At 72.5% G+C, this 20584-nt stretch carries 17 protein-coding genes; 13 read left to right on the top strand and 4 right to left on the bottom strand.

Annotation, left to right across the window (positions count from 1 at the left end):
- Window positions 1-147: 147 nt before the first annotated feature.
- Window positions 148-1731 (bottom strand): acyl-CoA mutase large subunit family protein, encoded by a 1584-nt coding sequence (locus tag OHB44_RS04970; RefSeq protein ID WP_238684461.1) that lies wholly within the window; start codon window positions 1729-1731, stop codon window positions 148-150.
- Window positions 1732-1937: 206 nt separating this feature from the next.
- On the opposite strand from OHB44_RS04970, the gene OHB44_RS04965 reads away from it, so the two are divergent.
- Entirely contained in the window at window positions 1938-4037 is a 2100-nt protein-coding gene (locus tag OHB44_RS04965) for a serine/threonine-protein kinase (RefSeq protein ID WP_330439735.1), read from the top strand.
- A gap of 49 nt (window positions 4038-4086) precedes the next feature.
- Window positions 4087-5754: a phospho-sugar mutase gene (locus tag OHB44_RS04960; RefSeq protein WP_266303694.1), complete on the top strand. Its 1668-nt coding sequence runs from the start codon at window positions 4087-4089 to the stop codon at window positions 5752-5754.
- Window positions 5755-5883: 129 nt separating this feature from the next.
- Here OHB44_RS04960 and OHB44_RS04955 read toward each other — a convergent pair whose 3' ends face one another.
- The gene (locus OHB44_RS04955) at window positions 5884-6561 is read right to left on the bottom strand and encodes a GOLPH3/VPS74 family protein (protein ID WP_238684464.1); all 678 of its coding nucleotides are present in this window, start codon (window positions 6559-6561) and stop codon (window positions 5884-5886) included.
- A 72-nt stretch (window positions 6562-6633) separates the two neighbouring features.
- Entirely contained in the window at window positions 6634-7266 is a 633-nt protein-coding gene (gene upp / locus OHB44_RS04950) for a uracil phosphoribosyltransferase (RefSeq protein WP_210784459.1), read from the bottom strand.
- Window positions 7267-7399: 133 nt separating this feature from the next.
- Between upp and deoC the strand changes: the two genes are divergently transcribed.
- The 10 genes from deoC to OHB44_RS04900 all read left to right on the top strand — a co-directional run bounded on the left by deoC (window position 7400) and on the right by OHB44_RS04900 (window position 19100).
- Window positions 7400-8359: a deoxyribose-phosphate aldolase gene (deoC, locus tag OHB44_RS04945; RefSeq protein WP_238684465.1), complete on the top strand. Its 960-nt coding sequence runs from the start codon at window positions 7400-7402 to the stop codon at window positions 8357-8359.
- 6 nt (window positions 8360-8365) lie between these two features.
- Window positions 8366-9796, top strand: coding sequence for an aldehyde dehydrogenase family protein (locus OHB44_RS04940; protein WP_238684466.1), 1431 nt, complete (start codon window positions 8366-8368; stop codon window positions 9794-9796).
- A complete protein-coding gene (locus tag OHB44_RS04935; RefSeq protein ID WP_330439734.1) occupies window positions 9789-10613 on the top strand; it encodes an aldehyde dehydrogenase family protein in 825 nt (274 codons plus the stop codon). The genes OHB44_RS04940 and OHB44_RS04935 overlap by 8 nt, the downstream gene beginning before the upstream one ends.
- A 236-nt stretch (window positions 10614-10849) precedes the next feature.
- Entirely contained in the window at window positions 10850-11323 is a 474-nt protein-coding gene (locus OHB44_RS04930) for a BlaI/MecI/CopY family transcriptional regulator (RefSeq protein ID WP_330439733.1), read from the top strand.
- A gap of 10 nt (window positions 11324-11333) precedes the next feature.
- The gene (locus tag OHB44_RS04925; protein ID WP_112624284.1) at window positions 11334-12239 is read left to right on the top strand and encodes a M56 family metallopeptidase; all 906 of its coding nucleotides are present in this window, start codon (window positions 11334-11336) and stop codon (window positions 12237-12239) included.
- A 383-nt stretch (window positions 12240-12622) separates the two neighbouring features.
- Window positions 12623-13876, top strand: coding sequence for a cytochrome ubiquinol oxidase subunit I (locus OHB44_RS04920; protein WP_238684468.1), 1254 nt, complete (start codon window positions 12623-12625; stop codon window positions 13874-13876).
- A gap of 10 nt (window positions 13877-13886) precedes the next feature.
- Window positions 13887-14894: a cytochrome d ubiquinol oxidase subunit II gene (locus OHB44_RS04915; RefSeq protein WP_330439732.1), complete on the top strand. Its 1008-nt coding sequence runs from the start codon at window positions 13887-13889 to the stop codon at window positions 14892-14894.
- Complete coding sequence (gene cydD / locus OHB44_RS04910) at window positions 14891-16567, top strand: thiol reductant ABC exporter subunit CydD (protein WP_266303696.1); 1677 nt, start codon at window positions 14891-14893, stop codon at window positions 16565-16567. Before OHB44_RS04915 ends, cydD begins: the two co-directional genes overlap by 4 nt.
- Window positions 16564-18357: a thiol reductant ABC exporter subunit CydC gene (gene cydC, locus OHB44_RS04905; RefSeq protein ID WP_330439731.1), complete on the top strand. Its 1794-nt coding sequence runs from the start codon at window positions 16564-16566 to the stop codon at window positions 18355-18357. Before cydD ends, cydC begins: the two co-directional genes overlap by 4 nt.
- A gap of 68 nt (window positions 18358-18425) precedes the next feature.
- Window positions 18426-19100: a permease prefix domain 1-containing protein gene (locus OHB44_RS04900; RefSeq protein WP_266303697.1), complete on the top strand. Its 675-nt coding sequence runs from the start codon at window positions 18426-18428 to the stop codon at window positions 19098-19100.
- Between the two features lie 21 nt (window positions 19101-19121).
- On the opposite strand, the gene OHB44_RS04895 is transcribed toward OHB44_RS04900, so the two are convergent.
- The gene (locus tag OHB44_RS04895) at window positions 19122-19460 is read right to left on the bottom strand and encodes a PadR family transcriptional regulator (protein ID WP_266303698.1); all 339 of its coding nucleotides are present in this window, start codon (window positions 19458-19460) and stop codon (window positions 19122-19124) included.
- A gap of 160 nt (window positions 19461-19620) precedes the next feature.
- Between OHB44_RS04895 and OHB44_RS04890 the strand changes: the two genes are divergently transcribed.
- Window positions 19621-20574: a DNA primase gene (locus OHB44_RS04890; RefSeq protein WP_266303699.1), complete on the top strand. Its 954-nt coding sequence runs from the start codon at window positions 19621-19623 to the stop codon at window positions 20572-20574.
- Window positions 20575-20584 lie beyond the last annotated feature (10 nt).

Genomic DNA, 20584 nt, shown 5'->3' with positions numbered 1-20584 from the left:
CCACACACGGCAACGAGCCGGATAAGGACGCTCACATGCACCCACCCACCGTGGGCGCACACGGTGTGCGTCCCGGCTCAACCGACCGGATACCCGCTGAGAGTGCCGGACACACCGCGTCCCGAGGCCGCAGCGGCGGCCGGGCGCTCAGAATCGGTCGGTGGGTCGGTACAACCCCCACACCTCACGCAACGTCCCACAGACCTCACCCACCGTCGCCCGGGCCCGCAGCGCCTCCTTCATCGGGTACAACACGTTCTCCGTACCCTCGGCGGCAGCCCGAAGATCGGCGAGCGCCCGTGCCACCGCGTCGGCGTCCCGCTCGGCGCGCAGCCGGGCCAGCCGGTCGGCCTGGGCCGCCTCGATCGTCGGGTCGACCCGCAGCGGCTCGTACGGCTCCTCCTCGTCCACGGTGAACCTGTTGAGCCCGACCACCACCCGTTCCCCCGAGTCGATCTCCTGGGCGATCCGGTACGCGGACTGCTCGATCTCCCGCTTCTGGAACCCGGCCTCGATCGCGTCCACCGCCGAGCCGTGGTCGGCCACCCGCTCCATCAACTCGACGGCGGCGGCCTCGATCTCGGCGGTCATCGCCTCCACCACGTACGACCCGGCGAACGGGTCGACGGTGGCGGTCAGGTCCGTCTCGTAGGCCAGCACCTGCTGGGTACGCAGCGCGAGCCGGGCCGCCTTCTCGGTGGGCAGCGCGATCGCCTCGTCGAAGCTGTTGGTGTGCAGCGACTGGGTGCCACCGAGCACCGCAGCCAGACCCTGCACCGCCACCCGAACCAGGTTCACCTCCGGCTGCTGGGCGGTGAGCTGCACGCCAGCGGTCTGGGTGTGGAACCGCAGCATCATCGACTTCGGATCCTTGGCGCCGAAGTCGTCCCGCATCAGCCGGGCCCAGATCCGCCGGGCGGCGCGGAACTTCGCCACCTCCTCCAGCAGCGTGGTGCGGGCCACGAAGAAGAACGACAGCCGGGGCGCGAAGTCGTCGACGGCGAGCCCGGCGGCCAGCGCGGCCCGTACGTACTCCACCCCGTTGGCCAGCGTGAACGCGATCTCCTGCGCGGGCGTCGCGCCGGCCTCCGCCATGTGGTAGCCGGAAATCGAGATGGTGTTCCACTTCGGCACCTCGCTGCGGCAGTACGCGAACGTGTCGGCCACCAGGCGCAGCGACGGCTTCGGCGGGAAGATGTACGTCCCCCGGGCGATGTACTCCTTGAGGATGTCGTTCTGGATGGTGCCGTTGAGCGCCGTGCCCGGCACCCCGTTCTCCTCGGCGACGAGTTGGTAGAGCAGCAGCAGCACCGAGCCGGGCGCGTTGATGGTCATCGAGGTGGACACCTTGTCCAGTGGGATGTCGGCGAACAGCAGCCGCATGTCCTCGATGGAGTCGATCGCGACACCCACCTTGCCGACCTCGCCATGCGCGATCGGCTCGTCCGAGTCGTAGCCCATCTGCGTCGGCAGGTCGAACGCGACCGAGAGGCCCATCGTGCCGGCCCGCAACAACTGGTGGTACCGCGCGTTGGACTCGGTGGCGGTGCCGAAGCCGGCGTACTGGCGCATGGTCCACGGGCGGGAGGTGTACATGGTGGGGTAGACACCCCGGGTGTACGGGAACTCGCCCGGGCTGCCGAGCCGGGAGTCCAGGTCCTCCGGAAGGTCGGCCTCCGTGTAGACGCCGTTGATCGGGAAACCGGACTCACTTGACCGCCGTTGGTTCATCCCCGGATGGTAGGACGCCTGGCCACGTGGTCGGGTGAGGGATACCGCACAGTGCGTCCCGACCCGTCGACACCAGGTGAACGACAGCGCACGTTCTGTCGACTTCGATAAACGTCCGCCGCGTCGGCTTTCGCATCGGGCGTCGGAACCAGCAAGATAGGGGGGTTGTGTCCCAGCCCCCCTCGATTTCCCCCGGTGGCTTTTCTGTGACTCAGATCCCGACGTGGAGCGGCGGACCAGTTAGTCCCGCCAACGGACGAGCGGCGCCCGGCACCACCATTGGTGGCCGGTACTCGCTGCGGTCCTCGGTGGGCAACGGCGGCATGGGCACGGTGTGGCGCGCCACAGACACCCTGCTGCGCCGCGACGTGGCGGTGAAGGAGGTCGTCCTGCCCCCGGGGCTGGCCCCCAGCGACCGCGACGCGATGTACGAACGCACCCTGCGCGAGGCCCGCGCCGCCGCCGCCATCCAGCACCCCGCTGTGGTGCAGGTGTACGACGTGGTCACCGAGGCCGGCAGGCCGTGGATCGTGATGGAGCTGCTGGACGCCCGCAGCCTCGCCGACATGGTGATCGAGGACGGGCCGGTCGCGCCCCGCGCCGTCGCCAAGATCGGCATCGCGCTGCTCGGCGCGTTGGAGGTCGCGCACGCGATCGGCGTGCTGCACCGCGACGTCAAACCCGCAAACGTGCTGATCTGCACCGACGGGCGCTGCGTGCTGACCGACTTCGGGGTCGCCCGGATGCCCACCGACGTGCAGCTCACCACCCCCGGCATGGTGCTCGGCTCGCCGCACTTCATCTCGCCCGAGCGGGCCATGGGCCAGGAGTTCGGCCCGCCCAGTGACCTCTTCTCGCTGGGTGTGACGCTCTACACCGCCGTCGAGGGGCGGCCCCCGTTCGACAAGGGCGACCCGATCGAGACCATGCACGCCGTTGTGGAGGACCCGCCCGCCCCACCGCAGCGCAGCGGCCCGCTGACCCGGGTGCTGATGGGTCTGCTCGAGAAGGACCCGGCGCGCCGACTCGACGTGCACACCTCCCGGGCCATGCTGCGCGAGCTGCTTGCCGGCCCGCTGGGCAGCACGGCGACGGCTGTGCACTCGGTCACCGACCCGTACGCAGTGGTGCCGGTGCAGCAGCGCCCCATCCCCGTCCTCCCGCCGCCCCCGCCGGAGCCGAAGCCGGACAGCCAGATCGGTGGCCCGGCGATGCTGGCCCCGGGTGAGTCGCTGACCGACCGGCTGGCCTCGCTGCGCCGGGGCGAGCGCCCGCAGGCAGCTCGCCCGGCCGGCACCACCGGTGGGCTCGACGAGACCAGCGCCGACGCGTTGGCCGGTCCGCTGCACACGCCGACCGGCGCGATGCCGAGTCCCGGGCGACCCGCGGCCGGGCGCACCTACGGCGGCAACGCGGACGCCACCCAGCGGGTGGATGCCGGCGGGCACCCCGACGCCACCCAGCGGGTGGACGCCGGCGGGCACCCCGACGCCACCCAGCGGGTCAGCTACGGCAGCCCGGCCGATGCCACCCAGCAGGTCGGGTACGGCGGCGCATCGGAGGCCACCCAGCGCGTCGGCGGCACCTACGGCGGCGGCAACCAGTGGTCGGTGCCGGGCACCGGCCAGCCCTGGGCCACCGCGCCCGCCGCCTCGGGCGGCAGCGCGCTGGACAAGGTCCGGGCCACCGGTGGTCAGCTCGTCACCACTGTCAAGGGCTGGCCGCGCAAGGTGCAGCTCGCCGCGGCCGGCGGGTTGGTCGTCGTGCTGCTGATCACCGCTGTGGCGCTCTCCGGCGGCGACGACGCCCCGCCGAGCACCCCTGCCGCGCAGCCCACCACGTCCGCCCCGGCGGCCCCCACCGTCGAGATGCAGGAGCACGCGGCCCGCGGGATCCAGGTCATGGTGCCGAAGGGCTGGAAGAAGGCCACCGGCGGCTCGTACACCGACTACATCGACCCGGCGGACAGCGGCCGCAAGGTCCGCATCATCACCGAGAAGTGGAGCAGCAGCTCCGTCCGGTGGGCCGAGACGGCCGAGAACGGGCTCAAGACCCGGAGCACCTCCTGCGTCAAGCCGTACAACCAGGTCTCCTCCACCGAGACCGAACTGGCCAGCAAGCCGGCAGCCGAATTCGAGTACACCTGCGGCGCTGGTGACGCGATGCGGCACGGCGTCTGGCGGGGCGTCGCGCAGGACGGCAAGGCGTACTCGTTCTACCTCACCGCCACGGACGCCAAGTTCGCGGAGAGCAAGCCGATCTTCGACGAGATGGCACGGACGTTCCAGCTCACCGGGAACGGCTGAGCCGGAGGGAACCCACAGGGGCGATCCGCCGCCGTGCTATCAAAGGGGCATGGCGGCGGACACCACTGACATCGACGACATTCGCGAGCAAGCCCGGCGCTGGCTGGCCGACGACCCCGACCCGGCCAGCCGGGACGAGCTGACGGCGGTGCTCGATGGCCTCCCGGCGAGCGCCCCGGAGCTGGCCGACCGGTTCGCCGGCCCGCTGACCTTCGGCACGGCGGGCCTACGCGGCCCGCTGCGCGCCGGCCCGAACGGCATGAACCTCGCCGTGGTCACCCGGGCCGCTGCCGGCCTGGTCACCTGGCTCGCGGCCCAGGGTGGCACCGGCCCGTTGGTGATCGGGTACGACGCCCGCCACGGCTCCCGCCAGTTCGCCGAGCGCACCGCCCAGGTGGCCACCGGCGCTGGCCGCCCGGCGCTGCTGCTGCCCAGCCCGCTGCCCACCCCGGTGCTGGCGTACGCCGTGCGGCACCTCGGCGGTGTCGCCGGAGTGATGGTCACGGCCAGCCACAACCCGCCGCAGGACAACGGCTACAAGGTCTACCTCGGCGCGGAGTTGGGCGGCGAGTTGGGCGCCGGCGCGCAGATCGTGCCACCCGCCGACGCCGGTATCGAGGCCGCCATCCGATCGGTCGGGCCGCTGGCCCAGGTGCCGTTGGGCGAGCCCGGTCTGGTGCTCGGCGACGACCTGGTCGCCTCGTACGTCGAACGGGCCACCGCGGTGATCGACCCGGACGGGCCGCGGGACCTGACTGTGGCGTACACCCCGCTGCACGGGGTGGGCGCGGCGGTGCTCACCGCCGCCTTCGCCCGCGCGGGCTTTCCGACCCCCGGGGTGGTGCCCGACCAGGCCGAACCGGACCCGGCGTTCCCCACCGTGTCATTCCCCAACCCGGAGGAACCGGGTGCTGTGGATCGGCTCATCGCCCTGGCCGACTCCACCGGCGCGGACCTCGCCATCGCCAACGACCCGGACGCCGACCGTTGCGCGGTGGTCGTCCGGGACGACCGCGACGGCTGGCGGATGCTGCGGGGCGACGAGGTGGGCGTCCTGCTCGCCGATCACCTGATGCGCCGGGGGGTGACCGGGCTCTACGCCACCACGATCGTGTCGTCGTCACTGCTGCGGGCGATGTGCGCGGCCCGGGGCCTGCCCTACGACGAGACGTTGACCGGGTTCAAGTGGATCGTGCGGGCCGGCGGCGGGAGCGCGCCGCTGGTCTTCGGCTACGAGGAGGCGCTCGGCTACTGCGTCGCCCCGGAACACGTCCGGGACAAGGACGGCATCACCGCCGCGCTGACGGTGGCGGAGTTGGCCGCCGGCCTGAAGACGCAGGGTCGTACGTTGACCGACCGGCTGGACGAGTTGGCCGCCGAGTTCGGCGTACACCACACCGACCAGCTCTCCGCCCGGGTGGACGACCTGCGGGTCATCGCCGACGCGATGGCCCGGATCCGGGCGGCCACCCCGGCCACACTGCTCGGGCAGCCGGTGGACAGCGTCCGGGACCTGCTGCCCCAGTCGGACGTGGTGATCCTCCGGACCGCTGTGGCCCGGGTGGTGATCCGCCCGTCCGGGACCGAGCCGAAGCTCAAGGCGTACCTCGAGGTGGTGGAACCGGTAGTCGACGGTGACGTCCAGACGGCCCGCAGCAGGGCGGCGTCGGCAGTGGTCGCGCTCCGCGCTGAGGTCAGCGCCGCCCTTGGCATCTGAACCCCGCAGCACCCAGCCACAACAGGTCCGCCCTTTGCTCTGCACCCGCGGAAGCGCCATCCCACTGTCAGCCGGTGGCGCCTGGGCGGGTGCAGAGCAAAGGGCGCGCCGAGCGGGGTCGACCCGACGTCAGCGGCGCGGGCCGAGGGCCTGGTCGACGGCCCTGGCCAGGGCGGCGACGACCAGGCCGACCGACGGACGGACCACCGAGTCGTCGGTGCTCACCTCGCCGGAGAACCCGGCGCCGGTGGCGATCTCCGTCAGCCGGCGGCGGGCGTCGGCGGCGGCCTCGCCGCTCACCCCGAGCGCGGACTCCATCCGGAGCACCACCACCAGGGTGGCCAGCGCGGCGGTCCGCTCGTCCGGGGCTGCCGCGCCGGTCAGCGCCTCGGCCAGCCGCTGCCGGGTCTCCGCCTCGACGGAGGTGTCCACGACCGGGTAACGGTGCACGTGGATGAAGCCCAGCTCCGTCTCGTCGACGTCCCGGACGACGCCCTGCCGGCACAGGTCGGCGAGGATCCGGTCGCGCAGGCCGTGCCGCAGACGCTGCACCCAGGACGCCGGGGTGTGCGGGGTGTCGGCGGCGATCCGGCTGAGGACATCGTCGCTGAACGGCTCGCCGGTCGGCGTCGGGTCGATCACCGTCAGGGACCCGTCGGCGTACGCGATCCGGCCGGCCAGAGCCAGCTCGACCAGCACCGCGGCGGCCATGCCCAGGTCCAGGCTGATCCGTGGCATTGTCGCCTTGCCGGTCGTGTCGTCGTAGGCGAGGAGCAGCAACTCCTCGGCGAGCGCAACACCAGTCATGGCCGGAGACGGTAGCGGGTCCGCGCACCGCGCGCACGGACCCGCCGGACCCGGCACCGACCGGGTATCCCCTCAGAAGCGGGGCATGCCACCGAACTGGCGGTCGCCGGCGTCGCCGAGGCCGGGGACGATGAACATGCTGTCGTTGAGCCCCTCGTCGATCGAGGCCGTGACCAGGCGCAGCGGCAGACCGGAGCGTTCCAGCCGCTCGATGCCGACCGGGGCGGCGAGCACACAGAGCACTGTGATGTCGGTGCAGCCCCGGTCGGCCAGCAGCCGACAGGAGTGCTCCAGCGAACCACCGGTGGCCAGCATCGGGTCGAGCACCAGCACCGGCAGACCGGCCAGATCGCGGGGCAACGACTCCATGTACGCGCGGGGCTCGTAGGTCTCCTCGTCGCGGGCCAGGCCCACGAAGCCCATCGACGACTCCGGCAGCAGGCCGAGCGCGGCGTCCGCCATGCCCAGGCCGGCGCGCAGCACCGGGACCAGCAGCGGCGGGTTGGCCAGCCGGGTGCCCTCGGTGCCGGTGACCGGCGTCTGCACCGGATACCGCTCGACGGGGAAGGTGCGCGCCGCCTCGTACACCAGCATGGTGGTCAGTTCGTGCAGCGCCGCCCGGAACGTCGAGGAATCGGTGCGCGCGTCCCGCATGGCGGTCAGTCGAGACTGGGCCAGCGGGTGGTCAATGACGTGTACGTCCACGATCGCTCAACCTACCGGTCCGTACCGCGCGGCGGTGCGGGTGCGGTCGGACCAGGGACGCCGCTCACGTCGGCGCGTCATCGAGCGGTCGTGAGCAAGATCACTCGGCGGTCTGGTGCGTAGACTTCTCGCCATGACGGCGACAACGACGTCGGCCCGGTCGGAGCTCTCCGAGCTGGGACGATCCGAGACCGCTCTGCGGACCTTCCTGCACGGCCTGCCCGGCGTGGACCAGGTCGGCGCGGAGCAGCGGGCGGCACAGCTCGGCACCCGCTCCATCAAGACCACCGCCAAGGCCCAGGCGATCGACCTGGCGATCCGGATGGTCGACCTGACCACCCTGGAAGGGGCGGACACCCCAGGCAAGGTGCGCGCGCTCGCCGCGAAGGCCCTGCGTCCGGACCCGGCCGACCCGTCCTGCCCGCACGTCGGCGCGGTCTGCGTCTACCCGGCGATGGTCCCCTACGTGGCGGAGGTACTGCGCGGCTCGGGTGTGCACCTGGCCAGCGTGGCCACCGCGTTCCCGTCGGGTCAGGCGCCGCTGGAGATCAAGCTGGCCGACACCCGGGCCGCCGTCGCCGCCGGCGCCGACGAGATCGACATGGTGATCAACCGGGGTGCGTTCCTGGCCGGGCGGTACAAGGAGGTCTACGACGAGATCGTGGCCACCAAGGAAGCCTCCGGGGACGCCCACCTCAAGGTGATTCTGGAGACCGGCGAGCTGGCCACCTACGACAACGTCCGGCGGGCCTCCTGGCTGGCCATGCTGGCTGGCGGCGACTTCATCAAGACCTCCACCGGCAAGGTCCCGATCGCGGCGACGATGCCGGTGAGCCTGGTGATGCTGGAAGCGGTCCGTGACTTCCGCGAAGCGACCGGACGGCAGGTGGGCGTGAAGCCCGCCGGTGGCATCAAGACCACCAAGGACGCGATCAAGTACCTGGTGATGGTCAACGAGACCGTCGGCCCGGACTGGCTCGACCCGGACTGGTTCCGCTTCGGCGCGTCCAGCCTGCTCAACGACCTGCTGATGCAGCGCACCAAGCTGACGACCGGCACCTACTCCGGTCCCGACTACTTCACCCTGGACTGATAGCCGATGTTCGAATACGCCCCCGCCCCCGAGTCCCGCTCGGTGGTGGACCTCAAGCCCTCGTACGGGCTGTTCATCGACGGCACGTTCGTCGACCCGACCGACGGTGACAGCTTCAAGTCGATCAACCCCGCCTCCGAGGAGGTGCTGGCCGAGGTCGCCGAGGCCGGCGCCCAGGACGTGGAACGCGCGGTGCGGGCCGCCCGCAAGGCGTACGACAAGGTCTGGGGCCCGATGTCGGGCCGGGACCGGGCGAAGTACCTGTACCGGATCGCCCGGCTCATCCAGGAGCGCTCCCGCGAGCTGGCCGTCCTGGAGTCGCTGGACAACGGCAAGCCGATCCGCGAGTCCCGCGACGTCGACCTGCCGCTGGTCGCCGCGCACTTCTTCTACTACGCGGGCTGGGCCGACAAGCTGGAGCACGCCGGCTTCGGCGCGAACCCGCGACCCATCGGCGTGGCCGCGCAGGTCATCCCGTGGAACTTCCCGCTGCTCATGCTGGCCTGGAAGATCGCCCCGGCGCTCGCCGCGGGCAACACCGTCGTGCTGAAGCCGGCCGAGACCACCCCGCTGACCGCGCTGCTCTTCGCCGAGATCTGCCAGCAGGCCGAACTGCCGGCCGGTGTGGTCAACATCCTCACCGGCGCCGGCGACACCGGCCGCGCGCTGGTCGAGCACCCCGGCGTGGACAAGGTCGCCTTCACCGGCTCCACCGACGTGGGCCGGGCCATCGCCCGGTCGGTCGCCGGCACCAGCAAGAAACTCACCTTGGAACTGGGCGGCAAGGCCGCCAACATCGTCTTCGACGACGCACCGATCGACCAGGCCGTCGAGGGCATCGTGAACGGCATCTTCTTCAACCAGGGGCACGTCTGCTGCGCCGGCTCCCGACTCCTGGTTCAGGAGAACGTGGCCGACCGGGTGCTGGAGTCGCTGAAGCGACGGATGGCTCAGCTGCGGGTCGGCGACCCGTTGGACAAGAACACCGACGTCGGCGCGATCAACTCGGCCGCCCAACTGGAGCGGATCCGCGAACTGTCCGACGCCGGTTCCGCCGAGGGCGCCGAGCGCTGGTCACCGCCGTGCGACCTGCCCGACCGGGGCTTCTGGTTCGCGCCGACCATCTTCACCGGCGTCACCCAGGCACACCGGATCGCCCGCGAGGAGATCTTCGGCCCGGTGCTGTCGGTGCTCACCTTCCGCACCCCGGCCGAGGCCGTGGAGAAGGCCAACAACACGCCGTACGGGCTGTCGGCCGGGATCTGGACCGACAAGGGTTCCCGGATCCTGTGGATGGCCGACCGGCTGCGCGCCGGCGTGGTCTGGGCCAACACCTTCAACAAGTTCGACCCCACCTCGCCGTTCGGTGGGTACAAGGAGTCGGGCTACGGTCGCGAGGGCGGCCGGCACGGGCTGGAGGGCTACCTCAATGTCTGAGCGGGTCGCGGTACGCAAGACGTACAAGCTCTTCATCGGCGGGAAGTTTCCGCGCAGCGAGTCGGGACGGTCGTATCTCGTGCAGTCCTCGAATGTGTCACTGGCCTCCCGCAAGGACGCCCGGGACGCGGTGGTCGCCGCCCGCGCCGCCGTCAAGGGCTGGGCCGGCGCGACCGCGTACAACAGGGGTCAGATCCTCTACCGGGCCGCCGAGATGCTGGAGGGCCGCCGCGAACAGTTCGTCGCCCTGGGCATCCCCGGCGACGAGGTGGACGCCGCTGTCGACCGCTGGGTCTGGTACGCCGGCTGGGCCGACAAGTTGGCCCAGGTGTACGGCGGCGCCAACCCGGTCGCCGGCCCGTACTTCAACATCTCCGCGCCCGAGCCGACCGGCGTGGTCGCTGTGGTCGCCCCGGAGCGCCCGGCGCTGCTCGGCCTGGTCAGCGTGATCGCCCCGGCGATCGTCACCGGCAACACGGTGGTGGTGGCGGCGTCCCCGAGCGAGCCGCTGGCGGCGGTGACCCTGGCCGAGGTGCTGGCCACCTCCGACCTGCCCGGCGGTGTGGTCAACATCCTCACCGGCGCGATCACCGAGACCGCGCCGACGCTGGCCGCGCACATGGACGTCAACGCGATCGACCTGACCGGGGTCACCGACGCCGCGCTCGCCACCGACCTGGAGGTCAAGGCCGCGGAGAACCTCAAGCGGGTGCTCCGACCGGCCCCGGCCGACCACGACTGGGCCGCTGACCCAGGGGTGGCGCCAATGACGGCGCTGTTGGAGACGAAGACGGTGTGGCACCCCAAGGGGGTGTGATTCGTTCCCGGCCTTTGGGAATTTCGGGGGAGCCCCACCCGCTCCGGGCGGTCAGGCTTGATCCCTGCGCAGGCGGGGCTCCCCCGAAATTCCTGACGTGGGCCGGGTTCGTCGGGTGGGTCAGCTCAGGGGTTCTGCCTCGAGTTGGGTTGCCGGTTGGCGGCGTGCCGCTCGGCCACGCCGGGGATCGACCTGGCGGGTGGGTCGGGGTCTACTACCGGGGGTAGGATTGAATCGTGACTCGGTTGGGCGATCTTGAGCGTGCGGTGATGGACGTGCTGTGGGACGTGGTTCCCGGCACGTCGGACGGGGTGACCGTGCGCGAGGTGGCCGACGCGCTCGATGGCCGTGAGCTGGCGTACACCACTGTGATGACGGTGCTGGACCGCCTCGCCGGCAAGGGCATGGTGCAACGGGAGCGGGAGGGCCGGGCCTGGCGGTACCGTCCGGCGGCCAGCCGCGAGGCGCACATCGCTCAACTCATGCTCGACGCCCTCGACCTGGGTGGCAGCCGGGACGCCGCACTGGTGCGCTTCGCCCGCTCAGTGACCGGCACCGAGGCCGAGGTGCTGCGAGCGGCCCTGGGCAGCGAGGCCGGCCTGGCCGGGCCGGGCTCCACCGGCGGCGACACGGGCGGGGCCGACGCCCTGACCGACCGGGTGGACGGGCCGGCGGGCCGACGACCCGCCGGCGAGGCAGCGGAGCGGTAGGGCGCGCGCCATGGCCTACGCCGTGCACTTCGCCGCCACGATGCTGGCCTGCTATCTGACTGCCCAGGTGTTGGCCCGCTCCACCTGGACGTGGCGCAGCCCCCGGGTGGCGATCGTCTGCTGGCAGGCCGTCGGGTTGGCGTTGGGCCTCTCGGCGATGGGCCTGCCGATGGCGCTCGGGTTGAGCGCGTACGACAGGCCGACCGGCAGCGCACTGCTCGCCCTGGCCAACGACCTCGCCCACGGCGCCCTGCCGATCGGGGTGGGCACGTTCCACCTGGCCGGCGTCGGCGTGGGCTTCGGCATCGGGGCGGTGCTGGTCACGACGACAGTGCGCAGCATCCACGGCACCGTACGCGCCCAGCGTCGCCACCGGGACCTGCTCTCCCTTGTCGCCCGGAACGACCCGGCCGCGCCCGGCGCGCTGGTGTTGGATCATCCGAGCGCCGCCGCGTACTGCCTGCCGGGCGTGAAGCCGCAGGTGGTGGTCAGCGCCGGCACCCTGAGCTTGTTGGACCGGGCCGAGCTGGCCGCGGTGCTCAGCCACGAGCGTGCGCACGCCCACGAGCGGCACGACCTGGTGCTGCTGCCTTTCACCGCGCTGTGCCGGGCACTGCCGTGGTTCGGCTGGGTGCGCGACGCGCACGAGCGGGTCGCCCTGCTGGTCGAGATGCGCGCCGACGACAAGGCCCGCGAGCTGCACGCCGAGGCCCCGCTGGCGGGTGCGCTGCGCCGGTTCGCCGCAGCCGGGCACCGGATCACCCCGGCCGGCGCGCTCGGCATGGGCGACCGGGATCTCGACGTACGGGTGCAGCGCCTACTGGTCAGCGACCGGCCGCCCCGGGTGCTCGGCGCCACCGCCCTCGCGGTCGCCACCACCCTGGTCGCCCTCCCGGTCACCCTCTTCCTGAGCTGACGCCCACCGGGTACCGCTGAGCCCACGCGGCAGAGCCGCGCGGGGGGCGCTGCCCCCGGGCGCGCCCTCGCACCCCCGCTTCCCTCCCCGACGCGCCCCGCACCGCGCGCGCCCCGCACCGCGCGCGCCCCGCACCGCGCGCGCCCCGCACCGCGCGCGCCCCGCACCCCGCGCGCCCGGCACCCTCGCAAGATCGCACTCGATCCAGGATCGAGGGGCATCTCGGGGTCGCGAGACCACTACATCCAGGATCGAGCGCGATCTCCTCAATTACTACGTGGCGTAGTAAAGTTTCCTACGACAGGGCGTAGTAGGTCTTACCAGTAGGCAAACTACGTGTAGGGTGGCTACGACAAGGGAGCCAACGCTATGGAGGGCTGGTCATGGACACCCTGCTCCTCGCCCGCCTGCAGTTCGCCACCACCACCTCGATCCACTTCTTGTTCGTGGTGGTCACGCTCGGGCTGGTCACCCTGCTGGTCGGCATGCAGACCGCCTGGGTGCTCACCGGCAACCCGAAGTGGGAGCGGCTGACCCGCTACTGGGGCCAGCTCTACGTGATCAACTACGTGCTCGGCATCGCCACCGGGATCGTGATGGAGTTCCAGTTCGGGCTGAACTGGAGTGGCCTGTCGCGCTACGTCGGCAACGTCTTCGGCGCGCCTCTGGCCATCGAGACGCTTGTGGCGTTCTTCCTGGAGTCCACGTTCCTCGGGATGTGGATCTTCGGCTGGCACCGGCTCGGCAAGGGCGTCCACCTCGCGTTGCTCTGGGGTGTGGCGATCACCGCGTACGCCTCGGCGTTCTGGATCATGGTGGCCAACTCCTGGCTCCAGAATCCGGTCGGCTACGAGGTTCGCGACGGGATCGCCCACCTCACCGACTTCGGCGCGCTTCTCACCAACCCCAGCCTCGGCATGGCCTTCGGGCACGTGGTCTCGGCGGCGCTGCTGGTCGGCGGGATGCTGATGGCGGCGGTCAGCGCCGGGCACCTGATCCGGCGTACCCCGGACTTCGCGCTCTTTCGCACCTCGCTGCGGATCGGCCTGGTCACCGCGGCACTGGCCATCACCATGGTGCAGGGGTTCGGTTTCGCCCAGTTCGGTCCGGTGGGCTCGGTACAGCCGACCAAGTTCGGCGGCGACGGCCCGGAGAGCCAGGCACTGATAGCCGAGTGGACCACGCGGTTCGGCCCCGGCGACTACACCCCGCCGGCGCTGGCCAGCGTCGGGTTGGGCTTCATGATCCTGATCGGTTTCACCCTCGGCTGCGTCTGGCTCCTGCTGCCCCTGCTCTTCCGGGACTGGGTCATCCGACTGCGCTTCCCGCTCTGGCTGATCGTGCTCGGACTGCCGCTGCCGTTCATCGCGGTGATCCTCGGCTGGATCTCCCGGGAGGTCGGCCGTCAACCCTGGGTGGCGTACGGGCTGCTCCCCACCGAGCAGGCCGTCTCCCCGGTCAGCGCACCGCTGATGCTCACCTCGCTGATCGGGTTCAGCCTGCTGCTGGGCACCCTCGCCGTCACCAACTGGGTGCTGCTCGCCCGGCACGCCAGGCGCGGCGCGGCCGACCCGGCCCTCGGCCGCCCACCGGCACCGCCCAGCGAGCCGGCCCACCCCGAACCCGCCCTCCTCTGAGGAGTAGACAGTGGACCTCGCCTGGTACGCCCTGCTCGGCCTCTTCTTCGCCAGCTACCTGGTGCTCGCCGGCTACGACTACGGCGTCGGGCTGCTGCTCGCCCGCGGCGTCGGGCCGGCCGGGCGGCGGGAGGCGCTCACCGCGCTCGGCCCGTTCTTCCTCGGCAACGAGGTGTGGCTGGTGGCCGCCGTGGGCATCCTCTTCGGCGCGTTCCCCCTGCTGGAGGGCGAGTTGCTCGCCGGCTGCTATCCGGCGGTAGCCGGCGCGCTGGTCGGCGTCATCCTGGTCACCGTCGGGGTGCAACTGCGCAGCCGCCCCGACGACGAGCGGATCCGGGCCCGCTGGGACCGCGTCGTGATGATCGGCAGCGTCCTCGCCGCGCTGGGCTGGGGCGTGCTGCTCGCCGCGCTGTTGCAGGGCGTACCCCTCCAGGCCGACGGGCACGTCGCCGGCGTGACACACCTGGCGACCCCGTTCGCGGCCGCCGCCGGGTTGGCGATGGTCACAGTGGTCGCGGTGCACGGGGCGACCTTCCTCACCCTGCGACTGTCGGCCGAGGCCGCCGTCGTGGTCGGTCGTACGGCCCGCCGGCTGGTGCCGGTGGCGCTCACCGCTGTCGCAGTGGCCACCGTCGTGGGCCTGCTCTCCGCTCGGGTACGCGACGCCGTGCAGCGGCCGGCGGTGGCCGTACTCCTGCCGGTGCTGCTCGTGGCGGCGCTGCTGGCGGCCCGCGCGGCGCTGGCCCGGCGGCGGCCAGGGTGGGCTCTGGTCGCCACCGGCGCGGCCCTGGCGCTGCCGGTGCTGCTGGTCGGAGCCGCTCTCTGGCCCTACGTGCTGGTGTCCACGACCGACCCGGACGCCTCGCTGCGGGTGGCCGACGCCGCCGCCAGCGCACCGACACTGCGGCTGCTGGGCTGGGTGGCGCTACCGCTACTTCCGGCCCTACTAGGCTTCCAGGCGATGTGCTGGTGGGTTTTCCGAGGACGGACCGACGGTAGGGCACCGGTGTACTGGTGAGCCGCCGTCCGTTCGACCCGCGTCTGCTGCGCCGGGTCCCTGCGGCCCGGGGCGATCTTGCCGTGCTCGGGCTCCTGGGGGTGCTGGCCGCCGGGTTGATCGTGGCGCAGGCCACCGCGCTCGCGTCGCTGCTGGCCACCGCGATCGACGGTCGGCTGGATCGACCGGCGCTTGCCGGCTTCGTGGTCGCTGTCGCCGCCCGCTCGGCACTCGTCTGGGCGCAGGGCACGGTCTCGGCGCGGGTCGCCGCCACCGTCAAGGCAACGCTGCGGGCCGACCTGCTCGGCGCTGTGGGCCGGCACGGGCCCGGGTGGGTGGCCGGGCAGCGGGCCGGTGAGATCGCCACACTGGCCGGGCGTGGGTTGGACGCGCTGGACGCGTACTTCACCGGGTACCTGCCGCAACTGGTGCTCAGCGTGACGGTGCCCCTGGCGGTGCTGGCGCGGGTCGTCTTCGCCGACTGGAGTTCGGCGGTGATCATCGCGCTGACCTTGCCGCTGATCCCGGTCTTCGGTGCGCTGCTCGGCTGGCAGGCGCAGGCCGCCACCGAGCGGCAGTGGCGGCGGCTCGCGCTGCTCGGCGGGCACTTCCTGGACATGGTCGCCGGGCTGCCCACCCTGCGCGCGTTCGGGCGGGCCCGGGCGCAGACCGACGTGGTACGCCGGATGGCCGACGGTCACCGCGTCGCCACCATGAAGACGTTGCGGATCGCGTTCCTCTCCGCGCTGGTCCTCGAACTGGTCGCCACCCTCTCGGTGGCGCTGGTAGCGGTGCCGGTCGGCATCCGCCTGCTCGGCGGCGGGTTGGCCCTGCAGACCGCGCTGCTGGTGCTGCTGCTGACGCCGGAGGCGTACCTGCCGTTGCGGGCCGCCGGTAGCCGCTTCCACGCCAGCATGGAGGGGCTGGCCGCGCTGGACGAGGCGTTGACCGTCTCCGCCGCGCCCCCCGCGCCCCGGGCCGCCGAGGGCGCCTCCGTCCCCGACGCTCGGGCCGAGATCCGGTTCGAGGGGGTGACAGTGGCGTACGAGCGGACCACCGCGCTGCGCGACGTCACGCTGACCATCCGGCCCGGCGAGCGGATCGCCATCATCGGTCCCAGTGGCGCCGGCAAGAGCACTCTGCTCGGTCTGCTGCTGGGCTTCGTGGTGCCGACCAGCGGCCGGATCACGGTGGACGGGGTCGACCTCGCCACCGCCGACCCGGACGCCTGGCGCCGGCAGCTCGCCTGGGTGCCGCAGCGGGCCCACCTCTTCGCCGCCTCGCTGGCCGACAACATCCGTCTCGGCGCGCCGGACACCCCGGCCGACGTCCTCGCCACCGCGGTGCGCGACGCCGCCCTGGACGACGTGGTGGCCGGCCTGCCCGACGGCCTGGACACCCTGCTCGGTGAGCGCGGTCACGGGCTGTCCAGTGGGCAGCGGCAGCGGGTGGCGCTGGCCCGGGCGTTCCTGCGCGCCGCCCCGGTGGTGCTGCTCGACGAACCCACCGCCCGCCTCGACACGGCGGCCGAGGCGGTGGTGCTCGACGCCACCCGTCGCCTGGTCGCCGGGCGGACGGCGCTGCTGGTAGCGCACCGACCGGCGTTGCTGGCCGACGCCGACCGGATCCTGCGCATCGAGGACGGTCTGGTCACCGAGTTGACACCCGAGCCGACCGGGAAGGCCGCCCGATGACCGGGGAACACGGGCGGGCGGTGGTGGCCGACGCGGCACCGGCCGGGCGGGCCGCCGCCGAGCGGGCAGTGCTGCGACTGGCCCGGCCGTACCTGGGCCGCCTGATCGGAGCCGGGCTGCTGGCGGCCGCCACCGAGTTCGCCGGCCTGGCCCTGATGGCCACCGCCACCTGGCTGCTGATGAGCGCCGCCGGTCAGCCTCCGCTGGACCGCCTCACTGTGGCGATCGTCGCGGTCCGGGCGCTGGCGATCAGCCGGGGCGTGTTCCGCTACACCGAACGGCTCGCCGGGCACGACGCGGTGCTCCGCATGATCACCGATGTCCGGGCCCGGGTCTTCGCCACCCTGGCGGCCCGCCGTGGCACTGCGCACCGCTCCGGGGACGTGCTGAGTCGACTGGTCTCCGACGTGGAGGCCGTCCAGGACCTGTTGTTGCGGGTGCTGGTGCCCGCCTCGGCGGCGGCAGTGGTCGGTGTCCTGGCGGTCGCCGTGGCGGCGCTGATCTCACCACCGGCCGCTGGCGCGCTCGCCGTCGGGCTGCTGGTCGCCGGGGTGGCGCTGCCCGCTCTGGCCACCGCTGTCACCCGCCGCAGCGCGGCCGAGGTGGCCCCCCTGCGGGGCGCGCTGGCCACCGACGCGATCGACCTCACCCACGGCGCGGCCGACCTGGCCGCGTTCGGGGCGACCGACGTCACGTTGCGCGCCGCCGAGCAGCGCGCCCACCGGCTGGCCCGGCTGGAACGTCGGCTGGCCGCCACCGGCTTCGCTGTGGACGCGGCCGGCGTGCTGGCCGCCGGCGTGACCGCGGCAGCGGTGGTGCTTGTCGCGCTCGCCGCCGACGTGTCGGGCGTGCTGGTGGGCGTCCTGGCCGTCGGCACACTGGCCGCCGTCGAGGTGACGCTGGCGTTGGTCGCGGCGGCCCGGCAGTGGACGCAGCTACGGCCCGGCCTGAGCCGGGTGGCCGACCTGCTCGACGCCGACCCGCCGACGGCCGCGCCGCCGGCGGCCGGTCCAACGGACCTGACCGGCCCGCACGAGCTGCGTTTCGACGACGTGACAGTGCGGTACCGGGCCGGTGCGGCGCCCGCCCTGGACGGGGTCAGCCTGGACCTGCCGGCGGGACGCCGGATCGCTGTCGTCGGCCCGAGCGGCGCCGGCAAGAGCACACTGGCCGCGGTGCTGACCGGCACCGTCCGGCCCGTGTCCGGCCGGGTCACCCTGGACGGTCAAGACCTCTCGGCGTACGCCGAGGAGGCCCTGCCGCGCGCCGTCGGCGGGCTGCTGGCCGAGGCGTACGTCTTCCATGCCACGGTGCGGGAGAACCTGCTGCTCGGGCGGGCCGGAGCGGGCGAGGAGGAGCTGACCGCGGCCACCGCCGCCGCCGGACTGCTGGACTGGGTCCGCGCCCAGCCGGCGGGCTGGGACACGCTGGTCGGCGAGGAGGGCGGGCAGCTCTCCGGCGGGCAGCGGCAGCGGCTGGCGCTGGCCCGGGCCCTGCTCGCCGCGCCGCCGGTGCTGGTGCTCGACGAGCCCACCGAAGGTCTGGACCCGACCGCCGCGGACGCGGTGCTCGCGTCCGCCCTCGCCGCCACCCCCGCCGGGCACTCGGTGCTGCTGATCAGCCACCGACTCAGCGGGCTGGCCGAGCTGGACGAGATAGTGGTCCTGGACGGCGGTCGGGTGATCCAGCGTGGTCGGCACGCCGAGTTGGTAGCGGCCCCGGGCTGGTACCGGGACCAGTGGCTGCTCCAGGCCGCGGCCGAACGGGGTTACCTGGCGCTCGCCCCCTGACCCGACTCGGGGACGGACCAGGGTTCTCCCGGACGTCGACCGGCGGGAGTCCGTGGCAGTGTGGTGCCATGGGGCGCGGTGAGGACGTGATGGTCGACGAGCACCTGCGGGAGCTGGCCGCTCGACTGCAGGGGCCGGCGCGACTCAAGTCCGATCTACTGACCGAGGCCCGACACGGGTTGCTGGACGCCGTCGAGGCGTACCGCGAGAGCGGGGTGCCACCCACCGAGGCGCAGCGCCGGGCGGTGGTGGAGTTCGGCTCACCGGCGCAGGTGCTCCCGTCCTGGCAGGCCGAGCTGGCGGTGGGCGCCCTGCGTGGGCTCTCCCTGCGGATGCTGGCGATCGCTGGGGTGGGGGTGTTCGCCGGTGATCTGACCTGGCGGGGGTCGAGCTGGAGTGGTGGCCCACGCCCTCCGGCCGGCTACCTGCTGCTCTCCAACTCGGTCGACTGGATCTGGATGAGCGCGCTGGTGCTCTCGGTGGCCGGTCTGCTGGTGGTCTGGGCGACCGCGCGAGCGCCACGGCCCGGCCTGGCCCTGGCCCAACGCGCGGTGGGCGCCGGCCTGACCGGCGTCCTGATCCTCGGCATAGTGGCCGGCAGCGCCCTCTTCACCTGGTCGCTCAACCTCTGGGACGCGGCGGCGCACTGGCCACCGATGATCATCGGTGCGGTGTTGGTGGGTGGCGCCTACTTCTCGCTGACCCGCGCGGCCCGCGGCTGGCTGCTGGCCGCCACGCGCTGATCGGCTTCGGATTCGAGCGGGTCAGGCCGGGGTGGGCGGGCTGCCGGGGTCGAGGAACCGGCCGACGGTCAGTTGGAACTCGCGCCAGCCGGCCCGCTCACCGGCCAGCGCCCGCCGGCCGGAGTCGGTGAGCTGGTACGTCCGCCGTTCCCGGCCGCTGACGGTGCTCCAGGCGCTCGCCACGTGACCGGCGCGTTCCAGGCGACGAAGCGCCGGATAGATGGTGCCGGTGGGCAGATCCAGACTGCCGTCACTGCGGGCGCGCAGCGCCTCGATGATCGCGTAGCCGTGCAGCGCGCCCTGTTCGAGCACGGCGAGCAGCAGAGCGTCGAGATGGCCGTGCAGTTCCTGGGCCTTCATGCGTAGCTACGCTACTTGTCGAACCGCCGCTTCGCCAGCGGTGACGACCAGCAGGTCGGACCCGTGCGCCAACCGGCCACCGGGGTGCGGGCATCGGTCACCCAGGGCTGCCGACTAGGGTATGTGCCCAGAGTCACTCGCCGGTCAGAGACCCCGGTGGGTGGGCAACCCGAAGCACACGGAGGTCAGCGTGGCCCGCCAGTCGCCCCAACGGCCCGACGCCGACGAGCCCGAGCTCGACGACACCACCGGCGCGGTCGAGCCAGACGAGACCGAGACCGACCGCCCGTCGGCGTCGATCGACCGCTCACTCTGGGACGAGCTGCGCATCGACCCAGTGGAGATCGCCCTGCCCGCCGGCACCGGCTTCACGCTCCGGGCGTACCGACCGGCCAGCTCGCTGACCCCGACCGACGTGACCGAGCGCGACCAGGACGACCCCTTCCTCGCCCGCCGCCAGGCGATCGAGGAGGAAGAGGACGACGAGACCGTCGTCATCCTCGACGAGGAGCTGGCCCAGGAGTTCGCCGACGAGGACGACGAGTCGAAGCGCCGCCGTGACGGCGCCGCCGCCGACACCGAGACCGACGACGAGTCGGACGAGGCCGTCACGGACGAGGCGGACGACGAGGAGGTGCCGGTCTTCCTCAGCAACCGAGGCAAGCTGCTGCTGTTCAAGACCCCCGAGTCGCTCGTCAGTTTCATCCGATCCGGTGCGCCAAACGATCTGTCCCAACTGGACAGCTGGAATGAATTGTCCGAACGGGTGGAGCCGGCAGATATCGCTCCGCTGGACGAGGACACCTACGAGCTCGACCTGGTCGTGGAGAACCTGCGCGGCGGGCACGACACGTGGGATTCGACCCTGCTGATCGAGGCGGGTGAGGCCGCGCGGGACCTCTCGTACGCATTGCGGCTGCCTGCGGTACTCGACATGCTCTCCGCCGGCTCCAGCCTCGACGACCTGGACGAGGCGCTGCGTGGCACCGCCAACGGTGGGATCGGCGCGTTCATGGCTCGGCGACGGCTGAAGAAGATCGGGGCGCAGACCGCAAGTTTGGGTTGGCGCACCATTGTCGGCAAGATCTCTGCGGTGGTGGACTGGCGCGACTGACCCGTACCGG

It is taken from the genome of Micromonospora sp. NBC_00821, assembly GCF_036347035.1.
In the GTDB taxonomy this organism is placed as follows: Bacteria; Actinomycetota; Actinomycetes; order Mycobacteriales; family Micromonosporaceae; genus Micromonospora; species Micromonospora hortensis.
This window is presented reverse-complemented; position numbering and strand designations above follow the sequence as displayed.

Excerpts from the sequence above, each read along its gene's own strand:
- deoC (WP_238684465.1), top strand. The coding sequence starts at position 7,400 with ATGACGGCGACAACGACGTCGGCCCGGTCGGAGCTCTCCGAGCTGGGA.
- cydC (WP_330439731.1), top strand. The coding sequence starts at position 16,564 with ATGACCGGGGAACACGGGCGGGCGGTGGTGGCCGACGCGGCACCGGCC.
- OHB44_RS04970 (WP_238684461.1), bottom strand. The coding sequence starts at position 1,731 with ATGAACCAACGGCGGTCAAGTGAGTCCGGTTTCCCGATCAACGGCGTC.
- OHB44_RS04955 (WP_238684464.1), bottom strand. The coding sequence starts at position 6,561 with ATGACTGGTGTTGCGCTCGCCGAGGAGTTGCTGCTCCTCGCCTACGAC.
- OHB44_RS04900 (WP_266303697.1), top strand. The coding sequence starts at position 18,426 with ATGGGGCGCGGTGAGGACGTGATGGTCGACGAGCACCTGCGGGAGCTG.
- OHB44_RS04935 (WP_330439734.1), top strand. The coding sequence starts at position 9,789 with ATGTCTGAGCGGGTCGCGGTACGCAAGACGTACAAGCTCTTCATCGGC.
- OHB44_RS04925 (WP_112624284.1), top strand. The coding sequence starts at position 11,334 with ATGGCCTACGCCGTGCACTTCGCCGCCACGATGCTGGCCTGCTATCTG.
- OHB44_RS04960 (WP_266303694.1), top strand. The coding sequence starts at position 4,087 with ATGGCGGCGGACACCACTGACATCGACGACATTCGCGAGCAAGCCCGG.
- OHB44_RS04895 (WP_266303698.1), bottom strand. The coding sequence starts at position 19,460 with ATGAAGGCCCAGGAACTGCACGGCCATCTCGACGCTCTGCTGCTCGCC.
- OHB44_RS04940 (WP_238684466.1), top strand. The coding sequence starts at position 8,366 with ATGTTCGAATACGCCCCCGCCCCCGAGTCCCGCTCGGTGGTGGACCTC.
- OHB44_RS04920 (WP_238684468.1), top strand. The coding sequence starts at position 12,623 with ATGGACACCCTGCTCCTCGCCCGCCTGCAGTTCGCCACCACCACCTCG.